Origin of the sequence: Streptomyces sp. NPDC090083 (genome assembly GCF_044747445.1) — a bacterium.
Classification (GTDB): Bacteria; Actinomycetota; Actinomycetes; order Streptomycetales; family Streptomycetaceae; genus Streptomyces.
In genome coordinates, this window is sequence record NZ_JBIVED010000004.1 from 248892 (window position 1) to 272506 (window position 23615).

Annotated in this window: 20 protein-coding genes; 10 read left to right on the forward strand and 10 right to left on the reverse strand. The window is 71.1% G+C overall.

Going from position 1 to position 23615, the window contains the following annotated elements; all coding sequences use genetic code 11:
• Window positions 1-379: 379 nt before the first annotated feature.
• From ACIPTO_RS16455 to ACIPTO_RS16475, 5 genes are read left to right on the forward strand one after another with little or no spacing between them, the layout of a single operon-like run.
• A complete protein-coding gene (locus tag ACIPTO_RS16455) occupies window positions 380-1708 on the forward strand; it encodes an ABC transporter substrate-binding protein (protein WP_401192461.1) in 1329 nt (442 codons plus the stop codon).
• A gap of 11 nt (window positions 1709-1719) precedes the next feature.
• A complete protein-coding gene (locus tag ACIPTO_RS16460; RefSeq protein WP_366318205.1) occupies window positions 1720-2658 on the forward strand; it encodes a sugar ABC transporter permease in 939 nt (312 codons plus the stop codon).
• Entirely contained in the window at window positions 2655-3548 is an 894-nt protein-coding gene (locus ACIPTO_RS16465) for a carbohydrate ABC transporter permease (RefSeq protein ID WP_401192464.1), read from the forward strand. The genes ACIPTO_RS16460 and ACIPTO_RS16465 overlap by 4 nt, the downstream gene beginning before the upstream one ends.
• Window positions 3549-3593: 45 nt before the next feature.
• The gene (locus ACIPTO_RS16470; protein ID WP_401192466.1) at window positions 3594-4571 is read left to right on the forward strand and encodes a carbohydrate kinase family protein; all 978 of its coding nucleotides are present in this window, start codon (window positions 3594-3596) and stop codon (window positions 4569-4571) included.
• Window positions 4568-5878 carry an alpha-glucosidase/alpha-galactosidase gene (locus tag ACIPTO_RS16475; RefSeq protein WP_401192468.1) on the forward strand — a complete coding sequence of 437 codons (1311 nt, stop codon included), beginning with the start codon at window positions 4568-4570 and terminating at the stop codon, window positions 5876-5878. Before ACIPTO_RS16470 ends, ACIPTO_RS16475 begins: the two co-directional genes overlap by 4 nt.
• 75 nt (window positions 5879-5953) lie before the next feature.
• Here the strand turns inward: ACIPTO_RS16475 and ACIPTO_RS16480 are convergent, their stop codons facing one another.
• From ACIPTO_RS16480 to ACIPTO_RS16500, 5 genes are all read right to left on the reverse strand, one after another.
• A complete protein-coding gene (locus ACIPTO_RS16480) occupies window positions 5954-8131 on the reverse strand; it encodes a bifunctional serine/threonine-protein kinase/ABC transporter substrate-binding protein (RefSeq protein WP_401192470.1) in 2178 nt (725 codons plus the stop codon).
• Window positions 8132-8174: 43 nt separating this feature from the next.
• On the reverse strand, window positions 8175-10319 hold the full coding sequence (locus tag ACIPTO_RS16485) for a bifunctional serine/threonine-protein kinase/ABC transporter substrate-binding protein (RefSeq protein ID WP_401193624.1): 2145 nt from the start codon (window positions 10317-10319) through the stop codon (window positions 8175-8177).
• On the reverse strand, window positions 10319-11167 hold the full coding sequence (locus ACIPTO_RS16490) for a hypothetical protein (RefSeq protein ID WP_401192472.1): 849 nt from the start codon (window positions 11165-11167) through the stop codon (window positions 10319-10321). Before ACIPTO_RS16490 ends, ACIPTO_RS16485 begins: the two co-directional genes overlap by 1 nt.
• Before the next feature lie 190 nt (window positions 11168-11357).
• Complete coding sequence (locus ACIPTO_RS16495; RefSeq protein ID WP_401192475.1) at window positions 11358-12224, reverse strand: RNA polymerase sigma-70 factor; 867 nt, start codon at window positions 12222-12224, stop codon at window positions 11358-11360.
• Complete coding sequence (locus ACIPTO_RS16500) at window positions 12221-12787, reverse strand: carboxymuconolactone decarboxylase family protein (protein ID WP_401192477.1); 567 nt, start codon at window positions 12785-12787, stop codon at window positions 12221-12223. Before ACIPTO_RS16500 ends, ACIPTO_RS16495 begins: the two co-directional genes overlap by 4 nt.
• A 261-nt stretch (window positions 12788-13048) precedes the next feature.
• Here ACIPTO_RS16500 and ACIPTO_RS16505 point away from each other — a divergent pair, with 261 nt between their 5' ends.
• On the forward strand, window positions 13049-14788 hold the full coding sequence (locus tag ACIPTO_RS16505) for an AIPR family protein (RefSeq protein WP_401192479.1): 1740 nt from the start codon (window positions 13049-13051) through the stop codon (window positions 14786-14788).
• A gap of 301 nt (window positions 14789-15089) precedes the next feature.
• Window positions 15090-15320, forward strand: coding sequence for a DUF5133 domain-containing protein (locus ACIPTO_RS16510; RefSeq protein WP_401192481.1), 231 nt, complete (start codon window positions 15090-15092; stop codon window positions 15318-15320).
• Between the two features lie 320 nt (window positions 15321-15640).
• Here ACIPTO_RS16510 and ACIPTO_RS16515 read toward each other — a convergent pair whose 3' ends face one another.
• The 4 genes from ACIPTO_RS16515 to ACIPTO_RS16530 form a co-directional block, all read right to left on the reverse strand.
• Window positions 15641-16138, reverse strand: coding sequence for a hypothetical protein (locus tag ACIPTO_RS16515; protein WP_401192483.1), 498 nt, complete (start codon window positions 16136-16138; stop codon window positions 15641-15643).
• Window positions 16139-16286: 148 nt separating this feature from the next.
• On the reverse strand, window positions 16287-17279 hold the full coding sequence (locus ACIPTO_RS16520) for a TAXI family TRAP transporter solute-binding subunit (RefSeq protein WP_401192486.1): 993 nt from the start codon (window positions 17277-17279) through the stop codon (window positions 16287-16289).
• The gene (locus ACIPTO_RS16525) at window positions 17276-18697 is read right to left on the reverse strand and encodes an ATP-binding protein (protein ID WP_401192489.1); all 1422 of its coding nucleotides are present in this window, start codon (window positions 18695-18697) and stop codon (window positions 17276-17278) included. The genes ACIPTO_RS16520 and ACIPTO_RS16525 overlap by 4 nt, the downstream gene beginning before the upstream one ends.
• Before the next feature lie 11 nt (window positions 18698-18708).
• Window positions 18709-19377: a response regulator transcription factor gene (locus tag ACIPTO_RS16530; RefSeq protein WP_366318335.1), complete on the reverse strand. Its 669-nt coding sequence runs from the start codon at window positions 19375-19377 to the stop codon at window positions 18709-18711.
• A gap of 176 nt (window positions 19378-19553) precedes the next feature.
• Between ACIPTO_RS16530 and ACIPTO_RS16535 the strand changes: the two genes are divergently transcribed.
• From ACIPTO_RS16535 to ACIPTO_RS16545, 3 genes are read left to right on the forward strand one after another with little or no spacing between them, the layout of a single operon-like run.
• Window positions 19554-20579 carry an amidohydrolase family protein gene (locus ACIPTO_RS16535; RefSeq protein WP_401192491.1) on the forward strand — a complete coding sequence of 342 codons (1026 nt, stop codon included), beginning with the start codon at window positions 19554-19556 and terminating at the stop codon, window positions 20577-20579.
• A gap of 5 nt (window positions 20580-20584) precedes the next feature.
• Window positions 20585-21505: an amidohydrolase family protein gene (locus ACIPTO_RS16540; RefSeq protein ID WP_401193627.1), complete on the forward strand. Its 921-nt coding sequence runs from the start codon at window positions 20585-20587 to the stop codon at window positions 21503-21505.
• 46 nt (window positions 21506-21551) lie between these two features.
• Complete coding sequence (locus ACIPTO_RS16545) at window positions 21552-22910, forward strand: MFS transporter (protein WP_366318183.1); 1359 nt, start codon at window positions 21552-21554, stop codon at window positions 22908-22910.
• A 45-nt stretch (window positions 22911-22955) separates the two neighbouring features.
• On the opposite strand, the gene ACIPTO_RS16550 is transcribed toward ACIPTO_RS16545, so the two are convergent.
• Window positions 22956-23597 (reverse strand): LysE family translocator, encoded by a 642-nt coding sequence (locus ACIPTO_RS16550; protein WP_401192494.1) that lies wholly within the window; start codon window positions 23595-23597, stop codon window positions 22956-22958.
• Window positions 23598-23615 lie beyond the last annotated feature (18 nt).

A 23615-nucleotide genomic window follows, 5' to 3' on the forward strand; every position in this document is an offset into this window, starting at 1 on the left:
TAAATCCTGGCCAACGCCGCATACGCAGGACGCGGCGGCAGAGGTACGCCCAGCCGGTAGCTGACCACGCGCCAGAAGCCCGGACTGAGTCGCCAGGAGCCCCCGGGCATCCGAGGCGGGGACGTGCCCACCACGCTCTGGAGCGCGGCCATGAACCGAACCCGCGTGCCCCGCCGCGGCCGGCCGGGCACCGCCGACGCTCCGGCGCCCACGAGACCGACGGCCTTACGACCGCCTTCCCCGCCCCGGAACTGAACCACTCCGCCGGGCCCGGCGAGCGACAGGCCGCTCCCCCGCCCGGAACACGGCCGCAGCGGCCCACGCCGGTCTTCCCCCTCTGCACGCATCGCCCGTCCCACAGCTCTCACCGGAGGTATCCATGCAAGCGGTCCCCCGCAGCGCGCGGCCCGCCCGCCGCGACGTACTGCGCGCCGGCGCCGGACTGGCCGCGGCGGTGGCCGCGGGCACGACGGTCACCGGATGCGCGGCGGGCCGCGACGACGGCGTCGCCGCCGACGGCACCGTCACGATCGAGATGTGGCACGGCCAGACCGACACCGGCAAGAAGGCCCTGGAGTCCCTGGTCGCCTCCTTCACGAGCAGCCATCCCCACATCCACGTCCGGCTCGGCGGCGGCGTCCTCGCCGACGCGATGCTCCAGAAGGTGACGGCCGCCCTCGCCGCCGGTTCCTACCCCGACATCGCCTACATCTTCGGCTCCGACCTGGCCAGCGTCGCCCGCAGCCCCCAGGCCGTCGACCTCACCGACATGGTCGGCAGCTCTCCCACCTCCTGGACCAGCTACTGGCTGCCGGCCCGCAAGGCGGTCACCGTCAACGGCCGGGTGCGCGCCGCCCCCGCCGTACTGGACTCCCTCGCCGTCGTCTGCAACAAGAAGCTCTTCCGGGAGGCCGGGCTGCCGCTGCCCGAGGCGGGCTGGCGGTGGGACGACTTCGTCGCCACCGCCAAGGCGCTCACCGACACCCGCGGCGGACGCTTCGGCACCGGCTGGCCCGGTGTCGGGGACGAGGACACCGTCTGGCGGCTGTGGCCCATGATCTGGGACCTCGGCGGCGACGTCGTCGCGTCCGACGGCAAGCACATCGGCTTCGGCGACACCGGCACCCGGGCCCTGGAGGTCGTGGCCCAACTGGCCCGCGACAAGAGCGTCTACGTCGACCCGAAGCCCGGCAGCGAGCAGATGTACCAGGTCTTCCTGTCCAACCGCATGGGCATGGCCGTCACGGGTCCCTGGCAGCTCCCCGACATCCAGCAGGCGAAGGTCGACTACCACGTCGTCCCGCTGCCCACCTTCACCGGCCGTCCGATGACCATCAGCGGACCCGACACCTGGACCGTCTTCGACAACGGCGAAGCACGCGGGAACGCCGCCAAGACCTTCCTCAGCTGGCTCATGCAGCCCGCCCAGGACGTGCGCTGGGACATCCGCGCGGGCAGCCTGCCGCTCAGCCACGCCACGCGCGACCTGCCCGACTGGCAGCACAAGGAGCGCACCACCGAAGGCCTGGACGTGTTCACCAAAGCCCTCGACTCCGCCCGCGTGCGCCCCGTCCACGCCGCCTACCCGCAGATCTCACAGGCCCTCGGACAGGCCGTCGTCGCCGTACTGCTCGGCCGGAGCAGTCCCGCGCAGGCCATGCGCGCCTGCGCCGACGACGCCAACGCCGCACTGCTCATCCCGCGTTGAGGAGCCCCGACATGTCGCGACTGCCCACCCCGATCACCCTGTCCCGGCCCCCGGACAACCGCCGTGCCCTGCGCCGCAGACGCGCCGGCGAGGCCACCATGGCCTGGTCGTTCGTCTCGCCCGCCGTCCTCATCATCCTCGGGCTGAGCGTCGTACCGATCATCTGGTCGCTGCTGCTGTCCTTCCAGGCCGACGACCTGGTCACCCCCAGCCGCTGGGTCGGCCTGGACAACTACCGCGCCCTGGCCCAGGACCCGCACTTCAGCCAGGCCCTGCGCAACACCCTGCTGTACACCGCGCTGTACGTGCCGGCGTCCATGGTGATCGGCCTCGCCCTCGCGCTCGCCCTCAACCGGCGCATCCGTTTCGTGGGCCTGTACCGCACCCTGTTCTTCGTCCCGTTCGTGGTGTCCGCGACCGCGCAGGGCGTGTTGTTCTCCTTCATCCTGGACCCCGAGTTCGGCGCGGCCAACGCCGTGCTCCACCACTTCGGCATCCCCTCGCAGGGCTTCCTCACCGACCCCTCCCAGGCACTGCCCGTGCTGGTCGCCGTCAGTCTGTGGAGCGGCACCGGATTCTGTCTGGTCATCTATCTCGCCGCGCTCCAGGACGTGCCCGTCTCGCTGATCGAGGCGGCCCGCCTGGACGGCGCCGACCACCGCCGCGTGCTGCGTCACGTCACCCTTCCCGCGCTGCGGCCCGTGACGGTGTTCCTGCTGCTGTGGCAGACCATCCAGTCCCTCCAGACCTTCGACCTCGTCTACGTCACCACCAAGGGCGGCCCGCTCGGATCCACCACGGTGATCGTCTACTTCATCTGGGAACAGGCCTTCAAGAACGCCACCGCCGGTTACGGAGCCGCCTCCGCCTACGTCCTGGCCGTCGCCCTGGGCGTGATCGGCCTGATCTTCCAGGTCGCCCGCCGCCGCCTCCAGGGAGCCTCCGCATGACCGCCCTCTCCGCACCACCCGAGACCGCGTACCCGACGTCGCCCACCGCCCGCCCCGACGCGCGGCGCCGCCGCACCCGGCTGCCGTTCAGCCCGTGGCACCTGCTGCTCGCCCCGTCCGCCCTGCTCTTCGCGGTGCCGCTGATCTGGCTGGTCCTCAGCTCGGTGATGAGCAACGCCGAGATCAACCGCTTCCCGCCCGCGCTGTGGCCCTCCCACCTCGATCTGGGCGGCTACCGCTACGTGCTGGGCAACGCCATGTTCCCGCGCTGGTTCGCCAACTCCTTCATCGTCAGCCTGGTCACCGTCACCGCCAACCTGGTCTTCGGCACCCTCGGCGGCTACGCCTTCGCCCGGATGCGGTTCGCGGGCTCCCGGCTGCTGCTGGGCCTGATGCTGGCGACGATGGCGATCCCGTTCCAGCTGACGATGATCCCCACCTTCCTGGTGATGAAGCAGTTCGGCCTCATCGACACCCTCGGCGCGCTGATCGTGCCGTCGCTGGTCACCCCGTTCTCGGTGTTCCTGCTCCGTCAGTTCTTCCTCTCGCTGCCCCGCGAACTGGAGGAGGCGGCGTGGATCGACGGCTGTTCGCGGCTGCGCGTCCTGTGGCGGATCGTGCTCCCGCTGTCCCGGCCCGCCCTCAGCACGGTGGCCGTCCTCACCTTCCTCAGCACCTGGAACGACCTCACCTGGCCCCTGATCGCCATCAACCACGACACCCAGTACACGCTCCAGCTGGGCCTGACGACCTTCCAGGGGCAGCACCACACGCAATGGGCCGCCGTGATGGCCGGGAACGTCATCACCGTGCTGCCCGTCCTGATCGCCTTCCTCGTCGCGCAGAAGGCGTTCATCCAGTCCGTCACCTCCACCGGGCTCAAGGGCTGAGCTCCGGCCTCCCCGCCGCACACCACTCAGGCAGGAACCTCCGCAATGCCGCACGCCTTCGACCTGCTCGTCATCGGCGACGCCAACCCGGACGTCGTCATCGGCCCCCTCGACACCCCGCTCGCCTTCGGCCAGCGCGAACAACTCGTGCCCTCGGGCACCCTCACGGTCGGGGGTTCCGGCGCGATCGTCGCCTGCGGTGCCGCACGGCTCGGCCTGCGGGTCGCGTTCGCCGGCCGGGTGGGCGACGACGACGCCGGCCGGTACATGCGCGACCGTCTCGACGCCCTCGGTGTCGACACCGAGGCGCTGACGCTGGACCCCCACCGGTCCACTCCGCTGACCGTCGTCCTCACCCGCGGCGACGACCGGGCCATCCTCACCGCGCCCGGCACCCTGGCCGCCACCACCGCCGACGACGTGCCGCCCGCCCTGCCGGCCGCCGCCCGCCATGTCCACTCCGCCTCCTACTTCCTGATGCCGCACCTCGCCACCGCGCTCCCCGACCTCCTGCGCACGGCACGCCGGCACGGCGCCACCACCTCCGTCGACACCAACGACGATCCGTCGGGCCGCTGGGAAGGAGCCGGTCTCGCCGCCATCCTGGCCCACACCGACTACCTGCTGCCCAACGCCGCCGAGGCCCGCCGACTCACCGCCGCCGCAGGCGCCTTGAGCCCGGCCGAGGTCACGGACCCGGCCGAGGCCGCCGCCCGGCTCGCCGCCCGGGGACCGGTCACCGTCGTCAAGAACGGCGCCGACGGCGCCCTGTGCCACGACGGCGAACGCCTCCTCACCACCCGGGGCATACGTGTCGAGCCGGTCGACGCCGTCGGCGCGGGCGACAGCTTCGACGCCGGTTTCATCGCCGGACTCCTGAACGGCATGCCCCTGTCCGACACTCTGCGCCTCGCCGCCGTCTGCGGCGCCCTGTCCACCCGCGCGCCCGGCGGCACCACCGCCCAGCCCACCTGGGACGAAGCACTCACCCGCCTCACCGAGACCGAGGAAACCCCCGTATGACCACCCCAAAGATCGTCTTCGTCGGCGCCGGCAGCGTCGTCTTCACCCAGGGTCTGCTCGCGGATCTCCTCGCCTTCGACGAACTGGGGTCCGCGCACATCGCGCTCCACGACATCGACGCCGAACGCCTGGCCACCGCGCACGCCGCCGCCCTCCGCATCGCCGACACGCTCGGCAAGGCCCCCACGGTCACCGCCCACGCCGACCGCCGCGAGGCCCTGGCGGACGCCGACTTCGTCATCAACATCGTGCAGATCGGCATGGTGGACGCCACCCGCACCGACTTCGAGATACCGGCCCGCTACGGCCTGCGCCAGACCATCGGCGACACCCTCGGCATCGGCGGCATCTTCCGCGCCCTGCGGACCTTCCCCTTCCTCAGGGAACTGGGCCGCGACATCGCCGAGATGTGCCCGCAGGCGTGGCTGCTCAACTACACCAACCCCATGGCCATGAACGTCCAGTACCTCACCGAGGCCACCGGTCTGACCCGGGTGGTGGGACTGTGCCACTCCGTCTACTGGACGATGCGCGACCTCGCCGACCTGGTCAAGGTGCCCTACGAGGAGGTCAGTTACCACGCGGCCGGCGTCAACCACCAGGCATGGGTCCTGCGCTTCGAGCACGAGGGGCGGGACCTCTACCCGAGGCTCGACGAACTGATCGCCGGGGACGAGCAGTTGCGCCGCCGGGTCCGCGTCGACATGTACCGCAGGCTCGGCCACTACCCGACCGAGACGAGCGAGCACTCCTCCGAGTACGTCCCCTGGTACCTGCACCACACGAGCGAGATCGAGCGGCTGCGGCTGCCCGTCGGCGAGTACCTCAAGATCGTCGACGAGAACACGGCCGAGTACGAGAGGACCCGTGACGCGCTGGCCGCGGGCGCCCCGATCACCGTCGAGGGCACGATGGAGTACGCGCCGCAGATCATCCACAGCATGGTCACCGGCACCCCGCGTACGATCTACGGCAACGTCCCCAACCGCGGTCTGATCGACAACCTCCCCGCGCACGGCGTGGTCGAAGTGCCGTGCCTGGTGGACTCGCTGGGCGTCCAGCCCACCCGCGTCGGCGCCCTCCCGCCGCAGCTCGCGGCACTCAACCGCACCTACCTGAGCGCGAACGACCTGGTGGTACGGGCGGCCGTCGAGGACGAGCCGCGGCACATCAGGCACGCGGCGATGACCGACCCGGCCACCGCCGCGGCCCTTCCCGTCGAGGACATCTGGCGCCTGTGCGACGACATGGTCACCGCCCACGGCGACCTGCTCCAGCCGGGACTGCGCGCCCGCCTCGGCGCCTGACGGGCGTGTCCGGCGGGCCGACCCGCCGGACACGCCCTCGTGTTCCCGACGCCTGCCACGGCGCCGGGCGAGTCCTCAGTCCACCTGGTCGTAGCGGCCCAGGAACCGGAACGCGCCCTCCTTGACCTGGTACAGGAACGCGGTGTTCGCCGGGTCCATGGCATGGGTGGCGCCCGCCTCGAAGCGGATCGGCTTGGCCACCCCGGTGTACGAGGTGTGGAAGAGGCGTTCGGCGACCTGGGCCGGCTCGATCGTGCCGGTCGTCCCGAGTGCGTCGATGGCTCGGGCGATCAGACCGACCGCGTCGTACGCCTCGGCGGACCAGGGGCCGGGCACCGCTCCGTACCGCGTCCGGTAGGCAGCCGTGAACGCCCGGGCGGCAGCGGTGTGCTCCGACTGCGCCTGCGTGTACGGGGCTTCGAGGACCCAGCCCTCGGCGGCCCGCCCCGCCGCCGTGAGGAACTCGGCGCGCATCACCGGCTCGAAGCCGGTCACGGCCCCCGCGAACCGCGCCTCGGCCAGAGCGCGGGCGCAGGCCGCCGCCCGGCGCGGTGACGTGCCGCCGTAGACGACCGCTTGCGGGCGGGCGGCCAGTGCCTGGGCGACGACCGGACCGAAGTCGGCCTCGCCGGAACCGACTTGGTGCACCGTGACGGTGCCGCCGCTCGGCGGGGTCGCGACCAGGTTGCGGGCGATGTCCACGGCCGTCTCGCCCGCCGCCCGGTCCTGGATGACCGCCGTACGACTGCTGGAGCGCGACCTGGTCAGATAGAAGAGAACCGGCAGGGTCCGTGAACTGCCGGAGGCCCGGGTCACGCAGAGGGTGCGCAGGCTCGCGGTGGACAGCCCGGCCGCGTCGTCGTCGGCCGAGACCAGGACCACGGGCAGGGACGCCGCCGCGTAGAGCGGGGCGGCGGCACGCGCGCAGGCCGTCGTGCTGGGGCCGATGACCGCGCTGACCGACCGCGCGCTGACGACGCGGCGGGCGATGTCCCGCGCCCGTGCCGCGTCGCCACCGTCGTCGTACGAGGCGAGGGCGAGGCGGTAGCCGATGTCGGCCCGGGCGTTGTGGGCGGCCACCGCGAGACGTGCTCCGCGCTCCTGCCCCTGACCCAGGGCTTTCTGAGCACCCGTCAGATCCGCGTGAAGGGCCAGGGTGCGCGTGGGCAGGGTGCCTTGCGAGCCGCTCGACGCCGTGCGCCCCCGGGTGAGCAGGACGGCCGCGCCGGTGCCGGACGCGGCGAGCACGGCGGCTGCCGAACCGCCGACCGAGAGGATGCGGCGGCGTGACATGCCTTGCGCGGTGGGCGTGTCGAGCGGTTCCGGGCCCGCCGTGCGCGGTGGCGGGTCGAGGGCGCGGGCCGAGCGTTCGGCGACGAGCCGTAGGACGACGGGCGGCAGCCAGTCGGGCGCGGGCGGAAGGGAGCCGCCTCTGTGCCGGTCGTCCGTGAGCGCGGCGCGGACCTCGGCGGCCGTCGGCCGCCGCGCGGGGTCCTTGTTGAGGCAGCCGTCGATCACCGCGCGCAGGGGCGGCGGGAGTTGGCCGAGTCCGGTGAGGTCGGGAGCTTCGTGGACGGTGCGGTAGAGGACCGCGGGTGCCTCGCCGGTGCCGAACGGGCGCCGTCCGGTGGCCGCGTACGCCAGGACACAGCCGAGGGAGAACAGGTCGCTCGCCGGGCCGATCGCGCCGCCTCGGGTCCTGGCCTGCTCGGGGGAGAGATAGCCGGGGGTGCCCACGATCGCGTCGGGGGCCGTGAGCGCGGTCGCTCCGGCGCCCTTGGCGATGCCGAAATCGATGAGCCGGGGCCCGTCGGGGACGAGCAGGATGTTCCCCGGTTTGACGTCCCGGTGCACCAGGTCCACCGCGTGCAACTCGTCCAGGGCCTCGGCGAGTCGGGCACCGAGCGCGCACACCGCGGCCGAGGGAAACCGTCCGAGTCCGTCCACCGCCTCCGCCAGGGACGGGCCCGGGACGAACGCCGTGGCGAGCCACGGTTCACGCGCCTCGGTGTCGGCGGCCGTCACGGCGACCACCCAACGCCCGGTGAGTCCGGTGGCCAGCCGCACCTCCCGCCGGAACCGGGCACGGAAGGCGGGATCGGCCGCGTACTCGGCGCGGATCACCTTCAGCGCGACCGGAGTTCCCTCGCCGGTCCGGGCCAGGTACACCACACCCATGCCGCCCGCGCCGAGCCGCGCGAGCAGCCGGTGTCCGCCGAGGTGCTCCGGGTCCTCGGCCCGCAATGCCTGCATCCCGCGGCTCCCGTCGCTGCTCGGGTACGGCTTCCTCGGCTCGTCAGGCGGACAGTTCGACCGGGCCGACGTAGACGAAGCGGCCGTTGCGGATCCGGTAGTGCTGGACCCGGGTGGTGACGAACTGGTGATCGGCGTCGAACGCGTACGTGGTGACCAGCCCCTTGAACCTCGCCTTCGCGAGTGCGGCGGAGACCTGGGCGCGGGTGGGGCGCCGCTTCGCGCTCCCGGCGAGGGCCGTGAGGCGGTCGGCGATCAGGCGCGTGACGTCGTAGGCCTCGGCGGCCCAGACACCCGGCGCGCCGCGGTAGCGCTTGCGGTAGGCGGTGGCGAACGGTCGTACGGCTGCGGCCGACGGGTCGATGTACGGAGCCAGGACCTGCCAGCCCTCGCTCGCGGCGCCCGCCGCCGCGATGAACGCGGGCATGGCCGACGTGACGTCCAGGAAGCGCGGACCGGTGAATTTCCGTGCTGCCAGGGCGCGGGAGAGCGGGGCGGCGCGCTCGGGGGTGCCCGTGTAGTAGAAGCCGTCGACGCCGTGCGCGAGCATGTCGGCGACGACGGTCGACACGTCGGGCGCGAGAGCGGGCACGACCCGGGCATACAGGGCCTCACCACTCGCGCGGGTCGCGCTGTGGACGACGTTGACGGACTCCATGCCGGTGATCCCGCCCGCCCGGTCCACCAGCAGCCCCGGACGCCGGGACCCCTGTGCGGCCAGCGCGGTCACGGTGGCGAACGCGGAGTACGCGACCAGCGGAGCGGCCCGGAAGTAGCTCTTCGGCTTGGCCAGGAGCGCCGACTGGACGGCGGAGACCGAGAGTTCGGACACGGTCACCAAGGGCAGTCCGGCGCTCTCGTACACCTCCACCGCGCTCTGCGCCGAGGCGTAGCCGGTGGGCCCGAGCACGGCGAACACATCGCGGTCGGCGGTCAGTTGGCGTGCCACGGTCTGCGCGCGGGCCGGCTCACCCCGGTCGTCCAGTACCCGCAGGGTGAGAGGGAACGGCTTGTCCTTCCGTGCGTTGAACTGCTCCACGGCCAGCCGGGCCGCCCTCTCCTGCGCGGTCCCGGCGGCTTTCAGCGGGCCGCTCAGATCGGCCTGCACTCCGATGACCCACTCCCGTCCGATGGCCGAACTCGTGTGCTTCTTCTGGTCGTTGTCCCGCAGCACCGCCCACAGTGCCGTTCCGCCGCCGGCCGCGAGCAGGGCCGCACCGCCCGCCAGGGCCAGCACCCTGCGCCGGCCCGGTCCCGACGCCTCGGGCTCGCCGGAGACCTCGGTCGGCTCGATGCCCGGCAGCGCCAGCATCCGGGCCGACCGCTCGGCGACCATCCGGATCACCGGATCCGGTAGCCAGTCGATCGAACCGGCCGGCGCGTCCTCCACCAACTCCGCATCGATCTCGCCGACTTGGGGCCGTTGCCCGGGTTCCTTGGCGAGACAGCGCTCCAACAGGGCCCGCAGCTCGGCGTCCTCCACACCGTCCAGATCCGGTGTGTCGTGCACGGTCCGGTACAGCAGCGCGTCCGCGGTGCCGCTGCCGAACGGCAGCCGCCCGGTCGCCGTGTACGCCAGCACACAGCCGAGCGCGAACACGTCACTCGCCGGACCCACGGGTTGCGCACGCGCCTGCTCCGGGGAGAGGAATCCGGGCGTGCCCACCACCATGCTGTCCGAGGTCAGTTCCGTCTCCTCGGACGCCGTGGGCCGGGCGATACCGAAGTCGATCAGCCGGGGCCCGTCGAGCGCGAGCAGCACGTTGCCCGGCTTGACGTCCCGATGGACCAGTCCCGCTTCGTGCACGGCGTCCAGGGCCCGCGCCAGCACCTTGCCCAGCACCCGCACCACCCGTGCCGGCAGCGGCCCGCACTCCGCCAGCGCCTCGGCCAGCGACGGCCCGGGGACGAACGCGGTCGCCAGCCACGGCGCCCGTCCCTCCGTGTCCGCGCCCAGCACCGGCACCACCCACGGACTGTCCACCCCGCGCGCGGAGTCCGCCTCACGACGGAACCGGGCCCGGAACTCCGCCTGTTCGGCGAACTCGGGCTGGATCACCTTCACCGCGGCCAGCTCCCCGGCACCACCGCGCGCCAGGTACACCACACCCATGCCCCCCGCGCCCAGACGCCCGAGCAGCCTGTATCCGCCGAGCCGGGACGGATCCGATGTCAGCAGCCCCTCCATCACGACCCACCGTCCTTCGTGTCCGACGTGGAGCCGGCGGAGGCGCCGATGTCCTGCTGCACCCGCAGCAGCATCCGCGGAAGCACCTCCGCCACAAGGGAGTTCAGCTCCTCCTCACTGCGGCCCTTCCCGCCGCACACCGACGTCCCGGCCACCACGGAACCCAGCACGGCCTGCTGCCACCAGTACGGATACGGGCCTCCGCGCGTGTCGCTGACACACTGCCCGGTCTCCAGCAGCAGATCGTCCCCACTGGTGTTGCCGCCCTCGCCCCGAGCGAACGACAGCGACTGCAACCCCGTCAGCCGTTCGCCCTCTCGTAGGGTCTGCCCCGTGCAGTCGAGGTCCTCCTCCAGCATCCGGGCCTGTTCCCAGGACGCGTCCAGCGCCGCGCGGTGCACGGTGACCGTGGCCGACAGCCGCACGGCCCCCTTCCCACCGGCCGCGGGCACCTCGAAGTGCCGAGTCAGCGTGGCGAGCGCGTCCTCCGGTAACGGCTCCAGCCGCCACACACAGTCGTCCCCCAGCACCGCCCACTGCCCCGGATCGCTCTCGTACGGCGTGGCCCTGCGCACCCCCGTCCCGAACAACTCCGGCCCGGAGATGACCCGTTGGATCAGTGCCTGAGCCTGCGCGGTGGTCTTCGGCTCCCGGGCCGGATCGGTCCAGGGGGTCGCCGAGGCGGTGGCCCGCGCACTGCTGGAGGCGGTGGAGCTGCCGCTCGGCGACGCGTCGGACGACGCCTTCGGCGGCGCCCCGGAACCACCGCCACCTCCCGTGCACCCCAGCAGCAGGCCCCCGCAGGCCGCCACCACGCCGCCGACCCGCAGTGCTCTGGCATACGCCACGACGTCGCCCCCTCTACGGCCTGCCGTGCGGCCGGCCCCATGCCCCTACCGATGCGGAGGGCCGGGGGACGGTTCCCCGCTCTCCGCTTCTGTTTCCGGCTTCGCACAGGATGCGTACAGACGGGACGATCGTAGTTGCCGAAGGCCTCAACTCACCATGTCCAGAGGGCAGTTAGGAGGAGATGCGGATTCACCTGGCGAGTTCGGTGGGCTCGTCGAGTTGTGTCAGCTTCAGCGGATTGCGCACCACGTGGATCCGGGTGACCCGGCCGTCCTCCACCACGACACTGATCGCGGACGGCTCGCCGTCCATCTCGATCCGGCCCGCGGGCTCACCGTTGAGCCACACCGGCAGGGTGTCGAACGCGGCCACCACCCGGTGCGCGCGAGCGAGGACCGGCGCGACCGCCTCGACACCGTGGATCGGCGCGAGCGCGGCCGGCACGATCCCTCCGCCGTCGGTCACCAGCACCACGTCCGGAGCCATCACCTCCATCAGCTCCTGCACCCGACCGGTCCGCAGAGCTGTCAGGAACCGCTCCACCACGACCGCCTGCTCCGCGCGGGACACCCTGACCCGGGGCCGCCGGGCTGCCACATGCTCCCGCGCTCGCCGGGCCACCTGCCGCACCGTCGCCGCGGACTTCCCGACGGCCTCGGCGATCTCGCCGTACGACAGCTCGAAGACCTCGCGGAGCACGAACACCGCCCGCTCGGTGGGCCCGAGGGTCTCCAGCACGGTGAGCATCGCGATCGACACGCTCTCCGCGAGCTCGACGTCCTCGGCGACATCGGGGGTGGTGAGCAGCGGCTCCGGCAGCCACTCGCCGACGTACTCCTCACGCCGGCGCGACACGGTACGCAGCCGGTTGAGCGTCTGCCTGGTGACGAGCCGGATGAGGTACGACCGCGGGTCCCGGACCCGTGCCCGGTCGACGTCGGCCCAGCGCAGCCAGGACTCCTGCACCACGTCCTCGGCCTCGGCGGCCGAACCGAGCATCTCGTAGGCGACGGTGAACAGCAGGCTGCGGTGGGCGACGAAGGGGTCCTGGGTCACGCCGACGCCGTCCCCGTGCGCGGGGCCTGCGGGATCCCGCAGGCGTCGGAGAAGCCCTGCGAGGTGATGCCGTGCGCGGTGTTGCACCGCGCGGCCATGTTGGCGAAGCCGATGTACACGGTGAGTTCGACGAGCGCGGCGGGGCCGAGCCGGTCCAGCAGGCGCTTCGACAGGTCGTCGGTGACGGTCGGCGGTGTGTTCGTCATGGCCTCCGCGTACTCCAGTACGTCCCGCTCCAACGGCGTGAACACCTCGGCCTGCCGCCAGCGCGGCACCTGGCCCGCCTTGTCCACGTCCAGCTTCTGGTTCAGCGCGAGGAAGTAGTTCACGTCCAGGCACCAACTGCACCCGACCTGCGCCGCGACAGCCATGTGCGCGAACGTCTTCAGGCCCGCGTCCACCCTGTCCCACGTACTCATCCTCGCGGCGAACTCCTGGTTGGCGACGGCGAGTTCGGGATGGTTCCACAGCACCTCGACGGGCTCGGCCACGGCCCCCAGCTGCTGGATCATCCCCTCACGCACGTCGACGGGAAGCTCGGCCTTCGGTATGCGATGCGTCACGGCGCTCTCCTTGTACCTGTACCTGATCGACGGTTCGACATGAAGACACCGGCGAGCGCGGAGATGTGACACGGGATGACGAGACGGGGCGCGTCCGTCGCCATCGACGTCGTACCGCCAGATGGGGCGGGCGAACGGTGCGTCGGCGAGGACGGGGGCATGGTTCTTTCCAACTCTCCTTGGTCCGTTGGCTGTTCACGGTCGCATCAGCCTGCCAACATCGGTGTCCGCGTTGGACGCTTTGGTGGGGGCTGATGCTGTATGACGTCCGTGCAGAACAACGATCAACGGTTACTCGACCGCATCCTGGAGGACCAGCATCGGAAGCTGGCGCCGGACAAGAACAGGGACGACTTCTTCACGTTCTTCGCTGCCGACAAAGCCCTGCAGGACTGGGACCTCGACAACGACGAAATCCTGGACGGCATCGTGGACGGGGCCCACGACTGCGGCATCGACGGCATCTGGACCTTCGTGGACGAGCGCTACGTCACCGCTGACGCTCATCAGTTCATGCCGTCGCGCGCAAGCAAGATCGAGTTGGTGATTCTGCAGGCCAAGGCGTCGACGGGCTACCAAGAGTCCGTGATCGAGAAACTGCACTTCCATCTGCCGACGCTGTTGGACATGAGCCGGGACGAAGAAGGCCTGGTCGCCCACACGAACGCCAAACTCCTGGACCGCACACGACGCTTCCTGCACATTCTCGAAGAACTGGCATCGTCGTTCCCGCAGGTCCGCATCAAGGTGATCTACGCCAACAAAGCCGCCGAGACGCCGCATCCCAACGTGAAGGCCAAGGGGGACCGGCTGCGGCGGGAACTCGCGAAGATCACTTCAGACACCAAGGCAGATCTGGAGTATCTCAACGCCGCTGATCTACGCGAACGTACCGCCCGAGGTGCCAAGGCGGTCGCGCAGTTGGTATTCACCGAAACCCCGATGAGCACGTCGCTCGGTGAAGGCTACGTGTGTCTGGCCCGCCTGGACGAGTACTACCGATTCATCACCTCGGACAACGAAGCACTGCGTCTGGAGCTGTTCGAATCGAACGTACGCGACTACGCCGGGTCGACCGCGGTGAACAACGCCATCGGCCAGACCCTCAAGTCCGGTACGGGCGAGGACTTCTGGTGGTTCAACAACGGCGTCACCGTGGTCGCGGACGCCGCCCAGATCGCAGGCAAAAGGATCGTCGTCAAGGAGCCTCAGATCGTCAATGGGCTCCAGACGAGCCATGAGATCTACAGCTACGTCCAGAGCGGCGGCCAGCACCGCGACCGCTCCCTCCTGGTCAAGATCGTAGTGGCGCCCGAGTCAGGCACTGCCCGCGACCGGATCATCCGGGCCACGAACAGCCAGACACAGTTGCCGGCGGGTGCCCTGCGAGCCACCGAAGCCATCCAGAAGGACATCGAGGAGAGCCTGGGACACTCCGGTGGCTACTACTACGAACGGCGTGCCAGCTACTACCGCAACCTCGGCTTCCCTCTCGACCGGGTCATCAGCATGACCCGTCTGGCCCGGGAGTTCACGGCCTTCGTCCAGCGAGATCCGCATACCGCCCTGGCGCACTCGGAAGCACTGCTGCTGGACGACGACCACTACTCACAGATCTTCTCCTCCCGCCATGACCTGGACATCTACCGCCTCTGCCTGGACGTCCACGCCCGTCTACGAACCTTCCTCACCCAGTACGCCGAGGACCGCCCGCTCCTCGGAGAAACCCTGGAGAACTGGCTCTACCCCCTTGCAGCCATGTCGGCCCACACACTCACTCGGCTGAGGCAGCCCACCGCCCGGGACTTGCTCAACATCGATCTCGCCCATCTCAGCGACGACCTCATGACCCGTATGACGGGCACGCTGGAACAGAACTTCAAGAGCTCTCTGCGCCAAAGCAAAGCCGGCGGTGTCGACCGCATTGCACGCACACCAGGCTTCACCACCAAACTCCGCCAATCCGTCATCTCCCAGAGCCGCTATCACATCGAGCACTAGCCCCTTGGCAACAGAGCATCCTCCGGCGCTCCGTGCTCCGGCAGCCCGGAGCCGACGGCCGACCGGGCCCAGCAGTCCACGGATGTGGTCACGCATGTCGCGACGCAGCTCGACACGCTGGGCGGCCGCCCGGCCCGCTGCCACTATCAGCGTCGACTGCACACGACCGAGGGGTGGGCCGGAAGAGAACACGGACCAGCGACCAGCCCACTGCGCTCACCCGCCGAAATCCACCGCATGCACGCGCGGACCGGGGGTATTCGGCTCGCGAATCGACGGTTCACGTGAAAGGACACCCCTGGTGCTGACGGCCCACCCCGCGGTGCTGAAGGACCTGGTCGAGCAGTACGAGACCCTGCGAGCGCTGCACGCCGAACACGGGAACCCCGCGGCCCGGCGGCGGATGGACGACGTCGCCTACACCCTCTGTGTGTCCACGGGCACCAAGGACGTCGATGCCGCCCTCGTCGCCGCCCGCCACCAACTGCCAGGCGCCCGCCCCCAGGACGACTCCATGCTGACCGCCAACTGACCACCCGTACACGAAATCAGTGGTGACCCGGAGCATCGACTGGCCGTGCGTTAGGTCTTGGTCAGCTCGGTGACCAGGGTGTCTCCACCCGGCGACGGCCCTCTCCACCGCTCGGTTCGCTCTCGGCCACGGGGGCGGCCGGACGGCGTACACCGGAAGGCTCCAGCTCCAAGCGAGAGCGGTCGTACGGACACGTCACCACGGCCCACTCTGCCGAGCCATTTGAGATGGCATCTGAAGATCAAGTCTGTCGAGATGATCTCCAAGAGTCTGCTCTTTTTGCGCATTTGAACGATGCCAGCGAGTGCATGGCCTGCCGACTACCGGAAGCCGCGTTCTTGCCGCCCGGCGGGCCGTTCGGACTGTAGAGGGCCGCGGCGACCGCACCGATGGCCACCAGGAACAGGACGGCCACTCCCAGCGTGATCCAACTGGAGCGCAGCGACCGGAACTGGGACCATTCCGAACGGACGACCCGCCGACCCGTCACCCTGTACACCGGACGCGCCGACCCTCCCCGCGTCGTTGCTGTGGTAGTCGACGGCGTCGTGGGCCAGGTTCATGAACGCCTCCTCCAGGGACACCGATTCGGTGACCAGTTCGTACAGCGGCACCCGGTGCTCGGCTGCGACCTGTCCGATCGAGCGGATGTCCAGGCCGGGGACCATGAGCCGTTCGGCGCCCGTCGAGGTGGCCGTGACACCGGGGGCAGCCAGCAGCGACCGCAGCGGCGCGGGCTCGCCCGTGGCCACCCGCACGTCCTTGTCCGCCGAATGTTCGACCAGCGCGTCGACGGTCGTCTCATGAACGTCGATCACGGTGGTGCTCCCCGCTTCCGTCGGGCCCGGCCTTCGACCAGGTCACCGCTTCGAGGCTAGGAGCGGCTACGGCGCTGCCCGTGGACCCGGAGGCCACGATCACCGCTGGTCACTGGTACCGCGGTACACCGACGAGATCGCCCCCGGCTCAGCCGTGCAGCGTGCGGTACGCCGTGATCGCTCCTGGGTGCAGGGGGACGGCACCGGTGCCGATGAGGCTGCGGACGTCGAGGAACTGGGTGCCGACGGCGTTGCCGGGAACGAGGTCGGTCGCGCGCTGGACCAGCAGGCGGGTGAGCGCCTCGGCCACGCCGCGGGGCAGCTCGGGGCGGCACACCAGCAGGTTGGACACGCCGATGGTGGCGACACCGCCCGCCGCCCGGTACGCGCCCTGCGGCAGGGACACCTCTTCCAGGCCGGAGCCCGCCCGGCCGCCCTGTCCGCCGAGCCGGGGCAGCAGGCCGGCCAGCGGCAGGAACCGCAGGCCGAACCGGTCGTCGAGTGCGGACAGGACCGGCAGCGGTACGCCGCCCGCCACGAGCAGCGCCTCGACCGAGCCCGCCCGGAGGGCGTCCGCCGCGTCGGCCAGCGGGAGATGGCGTACGGCGACCTCGGTGCCCGGCGACAGGCCCGCGGCGTGCAGGATCTGTTCGCCCAGTACGGCCGCGCCCGATCCGACCGCGCCGAGGGACACGGTGTGTCCGGCCAGGTCGGTCACGGTACGCACGCGTGAGTCGGCGCGGACGACGAACTGGAGGTAGGTCTCGTAGAGCCTGCCGATCGCGCGCAGGGGAACGGGCTGCGGGAACAGGGCGGTGCCCTGGGCCGCCCGCGCGGTGTCGGTGAGGACGAGGGCGAGGTCGGCACGGCGGTCGCGGAGCAGTTCGATGTTGGTGAGGCTGCCCGGAGTGGTGCGGACGCGGCAGCTCAGGCGCGGGTACGCGGCGGTGAGTTCGGCGGCGAGGAGGCGGCCGAACGCCTCGTAGAAGGCCGTGGGTTCTCCGGTCGCGAAGCGCAGGACGCCGCTGAGTCCGGGCCGCTGCCTGGAGGCGTCGCCCGTGAGCGCGCCTCCGAGGACGGCGGCGGTCGTCGCGCCGAGGGCGGCGTGGAGCAGGGTGCGGCGGCCGACGGGTCGGGTCATCGCGCACCGCCGTCGCCACGGGCGGTCACGGCACGCGGCAGCAGGGCGGCGGCCCGCAGTCCTCGGGGTCGCGCGGGCTCCAGCTCCAGCCGTCCGCCCCGGCCCGCCAGCAGCTGTTCGACGATGGCCAGCCCCAGGCCCGTACCGGCCGTCCCGTCCTGCCGTTGCCGGCCCGAGCGCCAGAATCTCGTGGTGGCCTGGGCGAGTTCCTCCGCGGTCAGGCCGGGGCCGTCGTCCGTCACCGTGAGGACCGCGTGTGCTCCTTCGGCGGTGCAGCGCAGGGAGATCTCGGCGTCGGGGCCCGCGTACTTGATGGCGTTGTCCAGGAGGATGTCCATGATCTGGGCGAGTTCGCGGTCCGTGCAGGCGGCCGTGACCGGGGTCGGGTCGGTGTGGAGTGCGAGGCGGGTGCCGGCGCGGTGGGCGACCGGCTCCCACAGCCGGTACTGCGCGGTCGCGACCGCCGTGGCGTCGCAGTGGGCGTCGGCGTCGCCGGTCACGGCGAGTTCTCCGGCGCGGTGTTCCGCGGTGGCGAGGGTCAGCATGTCGTCGAGCAGGGTCTCCAGGCGGTCGAGTTCGGTGGTCACGCCCGTGTAGGTGCGGTCGGCGGACCCGGGCAGGTGGCGGTGCAGGGCGTCGACGCGGAGCCGGAGCGCGGCCATGGGGTTGCGCATCTGGTGGGAGGTGTCGGCGACGAGCCGGCGCTGCTGTTCCAGGGCCGCCGTGACCGTATGCGCCATGCGGTTGAAGCCGGTCGCGAGCTGGCGCAGTTCCGGCGGGCCGCCGGCCCTGGTCTGTTCCGGCGGGAGACCCGCGGCGAGCTGTCCGACAGCGCGGTCCAGGCGGCGCAGCGGGCTGACCACCCATCGCGTCGCGGCCCGCGCGAGCACCGTGCACGCGACGGCGACCAGGGCGGTGCCCGCGAGGACGGCGGCCCAGCGCCGGGTGATGTCCTCCGCCGCCGTGTCGACCGAGGCCCGGAGCACGACGGCGCCGGAGACCCGGGTCCCGGTGCCCGCGGGCTCCGCGAACATCCGATGCCCCTTCGACCACGGGCGCAGCGCACCTGCGGGATGCGCGGTCTGGTTGCGCAGCGCCGCGTCGAGCAACCGGCCGACGGCGGGGTCCGCGGCCCGCATTCCGCCGGTCTGCGCGATCGGTCTGCGTCGGGTGTCGGTGACGACGAGCGGTTCGCCGTACAGCTGGGTGTAGCGACGCGCCTCGGCGGCGACGGCCGAGGTGTCGCCGGTCTGCGCCGCCTGGTCCATGAGGGACGCGAAGCGGTCGAGGTCCGCGCTGCGGGCGAGGACGAGCTGCTGGGTGCGGTCGGACGCGGTGAACAGCAGCAACGGTACGGCGAACGCGGCCACCGCGATCACGACGAACAGCAGCAGCGCGGCCTGGACCCGGGTGCGCACGCGTCGGCTCCTCAGTTCCCGAGGTCCCCGAAGCGGTAGCCGAAGCCCCGGATCGTGGTGACCAGCTCGGGGCGGGCGAGCTTGGAGCGCAGTTGGGTGAGGTGGACGTCGAGGGACCGGGACACGGCGTGGTAGGCGTCGCCCCACACCTCGTCCAGGAGCTGTTCACGGCTGACGGCGGTGCCCGCCCGTGCCGCGAGCACGGCGAGGACGTCGAACTCCTTGGTGGTCAGCTCGACCTCGGCACCGGCGACCCGGACGCGGCGCGCGTCGAGATCGACCTCGACGTCACCGGCACGGACCGTCCGTACGGCGGAGCCGTCCCGCGCGGCGGTCCGCCGGGTGACGGCGTCGATCCGCGCCAGCAGTTCGGCGAGGCGTACCGGCTTGACCAGGTAGTCGTCGGCTCCGAGCCGCAGTCCGCGGACGACCGAGCGCTCGTCGCCGCGGGCGGTGAGCACCACGACCGACATGTCACTGACCGTGCGCAGAGCGCGCAGCACGTCCAGGCCGTCGGTGTCGGGCAGGCCCAGGTCGAGAAGGAGCAGGTCGGAGCTGCGGTGGTAGGTCATGACGTCCCGGCCGTACCGGACGCGCCGGGTGACGTGACCGTGGTCGTAGAGGACCTCCACGAGCGCGGCGGCCACTCCGTCGTCGTCCTCGGCGAGCAGGATCTCCACTCCGTCCACCTCCTTTCGGCCACTCCGGCGATCTCCCGCAACCGAATGTAGACCACACCGACCAGGCATTCGCCGAAGTGTTAAGGGGAGGTTAGTTCTGCGTTCGGTCCTCTCGTCCGCAGGTGCGGGGCCCGGCCAGGCTGCACGGCACCCAGCAGCCCGAGAAGGACACCGTCATGATCATCGACTGTCACGGTCACTACACCACCGCCCCGCCGGCCCTGGAGGCATGGCGGGCACAGCAGATCGCCTCCCTCGCCGATCCGTCGGCCGCCCCCGGCCGCGCGGACCTGCGCATCAGCGACGACGAGCTGCGCGAGACCATCGAGCCGAACCAGCTGCGGCTGATGGACGAGCGCGGCATCGACCTGACGGTCTTCTCGCCGCGCGCCTCGTTCATGGCCCATCACGTGGGGGGCTTCGAGACCTCCGCCGCCTGGGCGGCGATCTGCAACGAACTCTGCTTCCGGGTCAGCCAGTTGTATCCGGAACGCTTCGCGCCCGCCGCGATGCTCCCGCAGTCGCCCGGTGTCGATCCGGCCACCTGCGTACCCGAACTCACGCGGTGCGTCGAGGAGTGGGGAGCCGTCGCGGTCAACCTCAACCCCGACCCCTCGGGCGGCCACTGGACGGCCCCGCCGCTCACCGACCGCTCGTGGTACCCGCTCTACGAGAAGATGGTGGAGTACGACGTCCCGGCGATGATCCACGTCAGCACGAGCGTCAACCCGGCCTTCCACACCACCGGCGCGCACTATCTCAACGCCGACACCACGGCGTTCATGCAACTCGTCCAGGGCGACCTGTTCACGGACTTCCCGACCCTGCGCCTGGTGATCCCGCACGGCGGCGGGGCGGTGCCGTACCACTGGGGCCGTTTCCGCGGCCTCGCGATGGCGCTCGGGAAGCCCCCGCTCGAACAACACGTCCTGGGCAACGTCTACTTCGACACCTGCGTGTACCACCAGCCCGGCTCCGACCTCCTCTACGACGTCATCCCGGCCCGCAACATCCTCTTCGCCTCGGAGATGATCGGCGCGGTGCGGGACGTCGACCCGTGCACCGGCCACCACTTCGACGACACCCGCCGTTACGCGGAAGCCGCCAAGCTGCCCGCGGACGACCTGTCGGCGGTCCAGGAGCACAACGCCCGCGCCGTGTATCCCCGCCTCGACGCGCTGCTGAAGCGTCAGGGGCGGTGACCCGCATGAACGCCCTGGCCCCCAAGTCCCCCGGCTGGCTCGACTGGTACGCGAATCCGTCCGAACCTGCCTTCCGGCTGCCTCCGGGAACGGTCGACACCCACTGCCATGTCTTCGGCCCCCAGGCCGAGTTCCCCTTCGCGCCCGAGCGCAAGTACACACCCTGCGACGGCGGCAAGGACCAACTCTTCGCGCTCCGCGACCGCTTGGGCGTCAGCCGCAACGTCGTCGTGCAGGCCACCTGCCACGGCGCGGACAACAGCGCCATGGTCGACGCCGTCCGCGCGTCGGGCGGCCGGGCACGCGGCATCGCGACCGTACGCCCCGACATCGACGAGAGCGAACTGCTCGCACTGGACGCGGCAGGCGTGCGCGGGGTCCGCTTCAACTTCGTCCGCCGCCTGGTCGACGCCCCACCCGAGGACGACCTCCAGACGATCGCCAAGAAGGTGGCCCCGCTGGGCTGGCACGTCGTCCTCTACTTCGAGAGCGCCGACCTGCCCCAACTGGAGGACTTCTTCGGGTCGTTGCCCGTGCCGCTGGTGATCGACCACATGGGCCGCCCGGATGTGACCCGGCCGGTGGAGGGGCCGGAGTTCTCCCGGTTCCTGCGTTTCGTCGAGCACAACGACGTGTGGGTGAAGGTGACCTGCCCCGAGCGCCTCAGCGTCACCGGTCCGCCCGCCCTCGACGGCGAACGCCACGCCTACACCGACGTCGTCCCCTTCGCCCGCCGCGTCGTCGCTGAGTTCCCCGACCGGGTGCTGTGGGGCACCGACTGGCCGCACCCCAACCTGACCGACCACATGCCGGACGACGGCCTCCTCGTCGACCACGTCCAGCAGGTCGCCGTCACCGACGAACAGCGTCACAAGCTCCTCGTCGCCAACCCGATGCGCCTGTACTGGCCCGGCGAGCACAGCTGACTTCCCAACTCCCCTTCCAGACACCCGACTTCGACAAGGGCCGCTCATGCAACACGCCAACGCGCTGAACCGGCTGGACCGGCTTCCCGTCTCCCGCTTCCACAAGGTCACCCTGCTCGCCGTCGCCTTCGCGTACTTCTTCGAGTTCGCCGACATCAACAGCTTCGCCACCACCGCACCGAAACTGATCAAGCTCTGGGGTGTGACGGTCGATCAGATCGCCTACGTCACCTCGCTCTCGTTCGTCGGCATGTTCGTCGGCGCGATCGTCGCCGGATCGCTCGCCGACCGATGGGGCCGCAAACGGGCCCTGCTGTGGACGACCCTCTTCTTCGGCCTGTCCTCGTTCGCCGCGGTGTTCTCCTGGGATCTGGTCTCCCTGGGCGTCTTCCGCGTCCTGACCTCGGCCGGCCTGTCGGCGATGACCGTCGTGGGAGTCGTCTACGTCAACGAGATGTACCCGTCGGCGACCCGCGGCAAGTACCAGGCGTACGCCATCGCCATCGGCATCTGCGGCACCCCCGTCACCAACCTCATCGCCAGCGCCGTCGTCCCGCTCAACGACTGGTCGTGGCGGCTCGTCTACCTGTGGGGCTCCCTGGGCATCCTCCTCGTCCTGTTCACCCGGCACCTCAAGGAGTCACCGCGCTGGCTGGAGAGCAGGGGGGACCACGCCGCGGCGGACGCGATCCTGCGGGAGATCGAGGCGCGCGTCGCCGCCGAGAAGGGCCCCCTGCCCGAGCCTGCCGCCCCGGTGCGCGAGAAGCCGTCGGCGAAGGCACCGCTGCGGCTGCTCCTCCAGCGGAAGTACCTGCTCCCGACGCTGCTGCTCACCGTGCTGTGGATGACGCAGACCATCGGCTTCTTCGGCTACTCCAGCTGGGCACCCACCCTGCTGGCCAAGGAGGGCTTCAGCGTCGAGAAGTCCGTCTTCTACGTGGCCCTGACCACCGTCGGCGCGCCCCTCGGCTGCTACCTGGCCTCCCTGGTCACCGACCGGTTCGAGCGCAAGTGGTGCCTGGTCGCCTTCGGCACGGTGATCGCGGTCTGCGGCCTGCTGTACGGTCTCACCTTCAACCCGGCCCTCATCGTCGTGTTCGGCTTCCTGGTGAACCTCTTCGAACGCGGCTACACCGCCCTCGCCTACGCCTACTCCCCCGAACTCTTCGACACCCGCAGCCGCTCCCTGGGCACCAGCGTCTCTTACGGCCTCGGCCGCCTCTCGAACGCCGCCGGCCCCCTGATCGTCGCCGCGCTCTACAACGGCCACGGCTACCGGAGCGTCTTCTACTTCATCGCCGGCACCTGGCTGCTCGGCGCGGTCACCCTGGCCGCCTTCGGCACACGGACACGCTCGACGCGCCTCGCGGAGGCCGAACGGCAGCGGGTGAACGTGCCCGCCTGACAAGGCCCGGCGCGGCCGGCAGCGGTGCAGGCCGAACGGGAGCCGTCAGACACCGCCTGCCACCGCGGCCCCGAGCGCCAGCAGCACCACACCGGTGACGATGTTCAGCCATCGCCGCACCAGCGGCCCGGACACGAAGGCCCGGCCCCTCCCGACCGCCCAGGTGAACAGCAGATACCAGCAGGCGTTGACCAGCGCCCAGACGACCCCGAGAAGGACGCTGGTCACCATGACGGGCCCGTCGGCCGTGACGAACTGGGGCAGCACCGAAACCGCGAAGACACCCGCTTTGGGGTTCCCCAGACTCGTACCGAGCCCCGCCGCGTACGCGCCCCACCACCCCGTGCGGCCTCGTTCGCGGCACTCACCGGAGGCGTCGTTCGCACCGCGGGCCGACCGGAGCGTACTGATGCCGAGGACGACCAGCACGAGACCGCCCGCCACCCGTACGACCGTGTAGGCGGCGGGGTCGGCCAGCAGGACCGCGGACAGTCCGGCAGCCGCCGCGGTGGACCAGACCACCAGCCCGGTGGCATTGCCGGCGATGGCCGCCCGCGCAAGGCGCGAACCGCCCTCCAGGGTCTGCCGAATCATGAACGCCTGCCCCGCCCCGGGAAGCATCGCCAGCAACCAGGTCGTGATCACGAAGAGAGGAAGATGGGTGGGCACGTCGATCGGCCTTTCCACGGGGACTGTCTGCCTGCC

Bases quoted from the DNA above. Each gene is read 5' to 3' on its own strand.
- ACIPTO_RS16455 (WP_401192461.1), top strand. From the start codon at position 380: ATGCAAGCGGTCCCCCGCAGCGCGCGGCCCGCCCGCCGCGACGTACTG.
- ACIPTO_RS16460 (WP_366318205.1), top strand. From the start codon at position 1,720: ATGTCGCGACTGCCCACCCCGATCACCCTGTCCCGGCCCCCGGACAAC.
- ACIPTO_RS16465 (WP_401192464.1), top strand. From the start codon at position 2,655: ATGACCGCCCTCTCCGCACCACCCGAGACCGCGTACCCGACGTCGCCC.
- ACIPTO_RS16470 (WP_401192466.1), top strand. From the start codon at position 3,594: ATGCCGCACGCCTTCGACCTGCTCGTCATCGGCGACGCCAACCCGGAC.
- ACIPTO_RS16475 (WP_401192468.1), top strand. From the start codon at position 4,568: ATGACCACCCCAAAGATCGTCTTCGTCGGCGCCGGCAGCGTCGTCTTC.
- ACIPTO_RS16480 (WP_401192470.1), bottom strand. From the start codon at position 8,131: ATGCAGGCATTGCGGGCCGAGGACCCGGAGCACCTCGGCGGACACCGG.
- ACIPTO_RS16485 (WP_401193624.1), bottom strand. From the start codon at position 10,319: ATGGAGGGGCTGCTGACATCGGATCCGTCCCGGCTCGGCGGATACAGG.
- ACIPTO_RS16505 (WP_401192479.1), top strand. From the start codon at position 13,049: ATGACGTCCGTGCAGAACAACGATCAACGGTTACTCGACCGCATCCTG.
- ACIPTO_RS16520 (WP_401192486.1), bottom strand. From the start codon at position 17,279: ATGACCCGACCCGTCGGCCGCCGCACCCTGCTCCACGCCGCCCTCGGC.
- ACIPTO_RS16535 (WP_401192491.1), top strand. From the start codon at position 19,554: ATGATCATCGACTGTCACGGTCACTACACCACCGCCCCGCCGGCCCTG.
- ACIPTO_RS16540 (WP_401193627.1), top strand. From the start codon at position 20,585: ATGAACGCCCTGGCCCCCAAGTCCCCCGGCTGGCTCGACTGGTACGCG.
- ACIPTO_RS16545 (WP_366318183.1), top strand. From the start codon at position 21,552: ATGCAACACGCCAACGCGCTGAACCGGCTGGACCGGCTTCCCGTCTCC.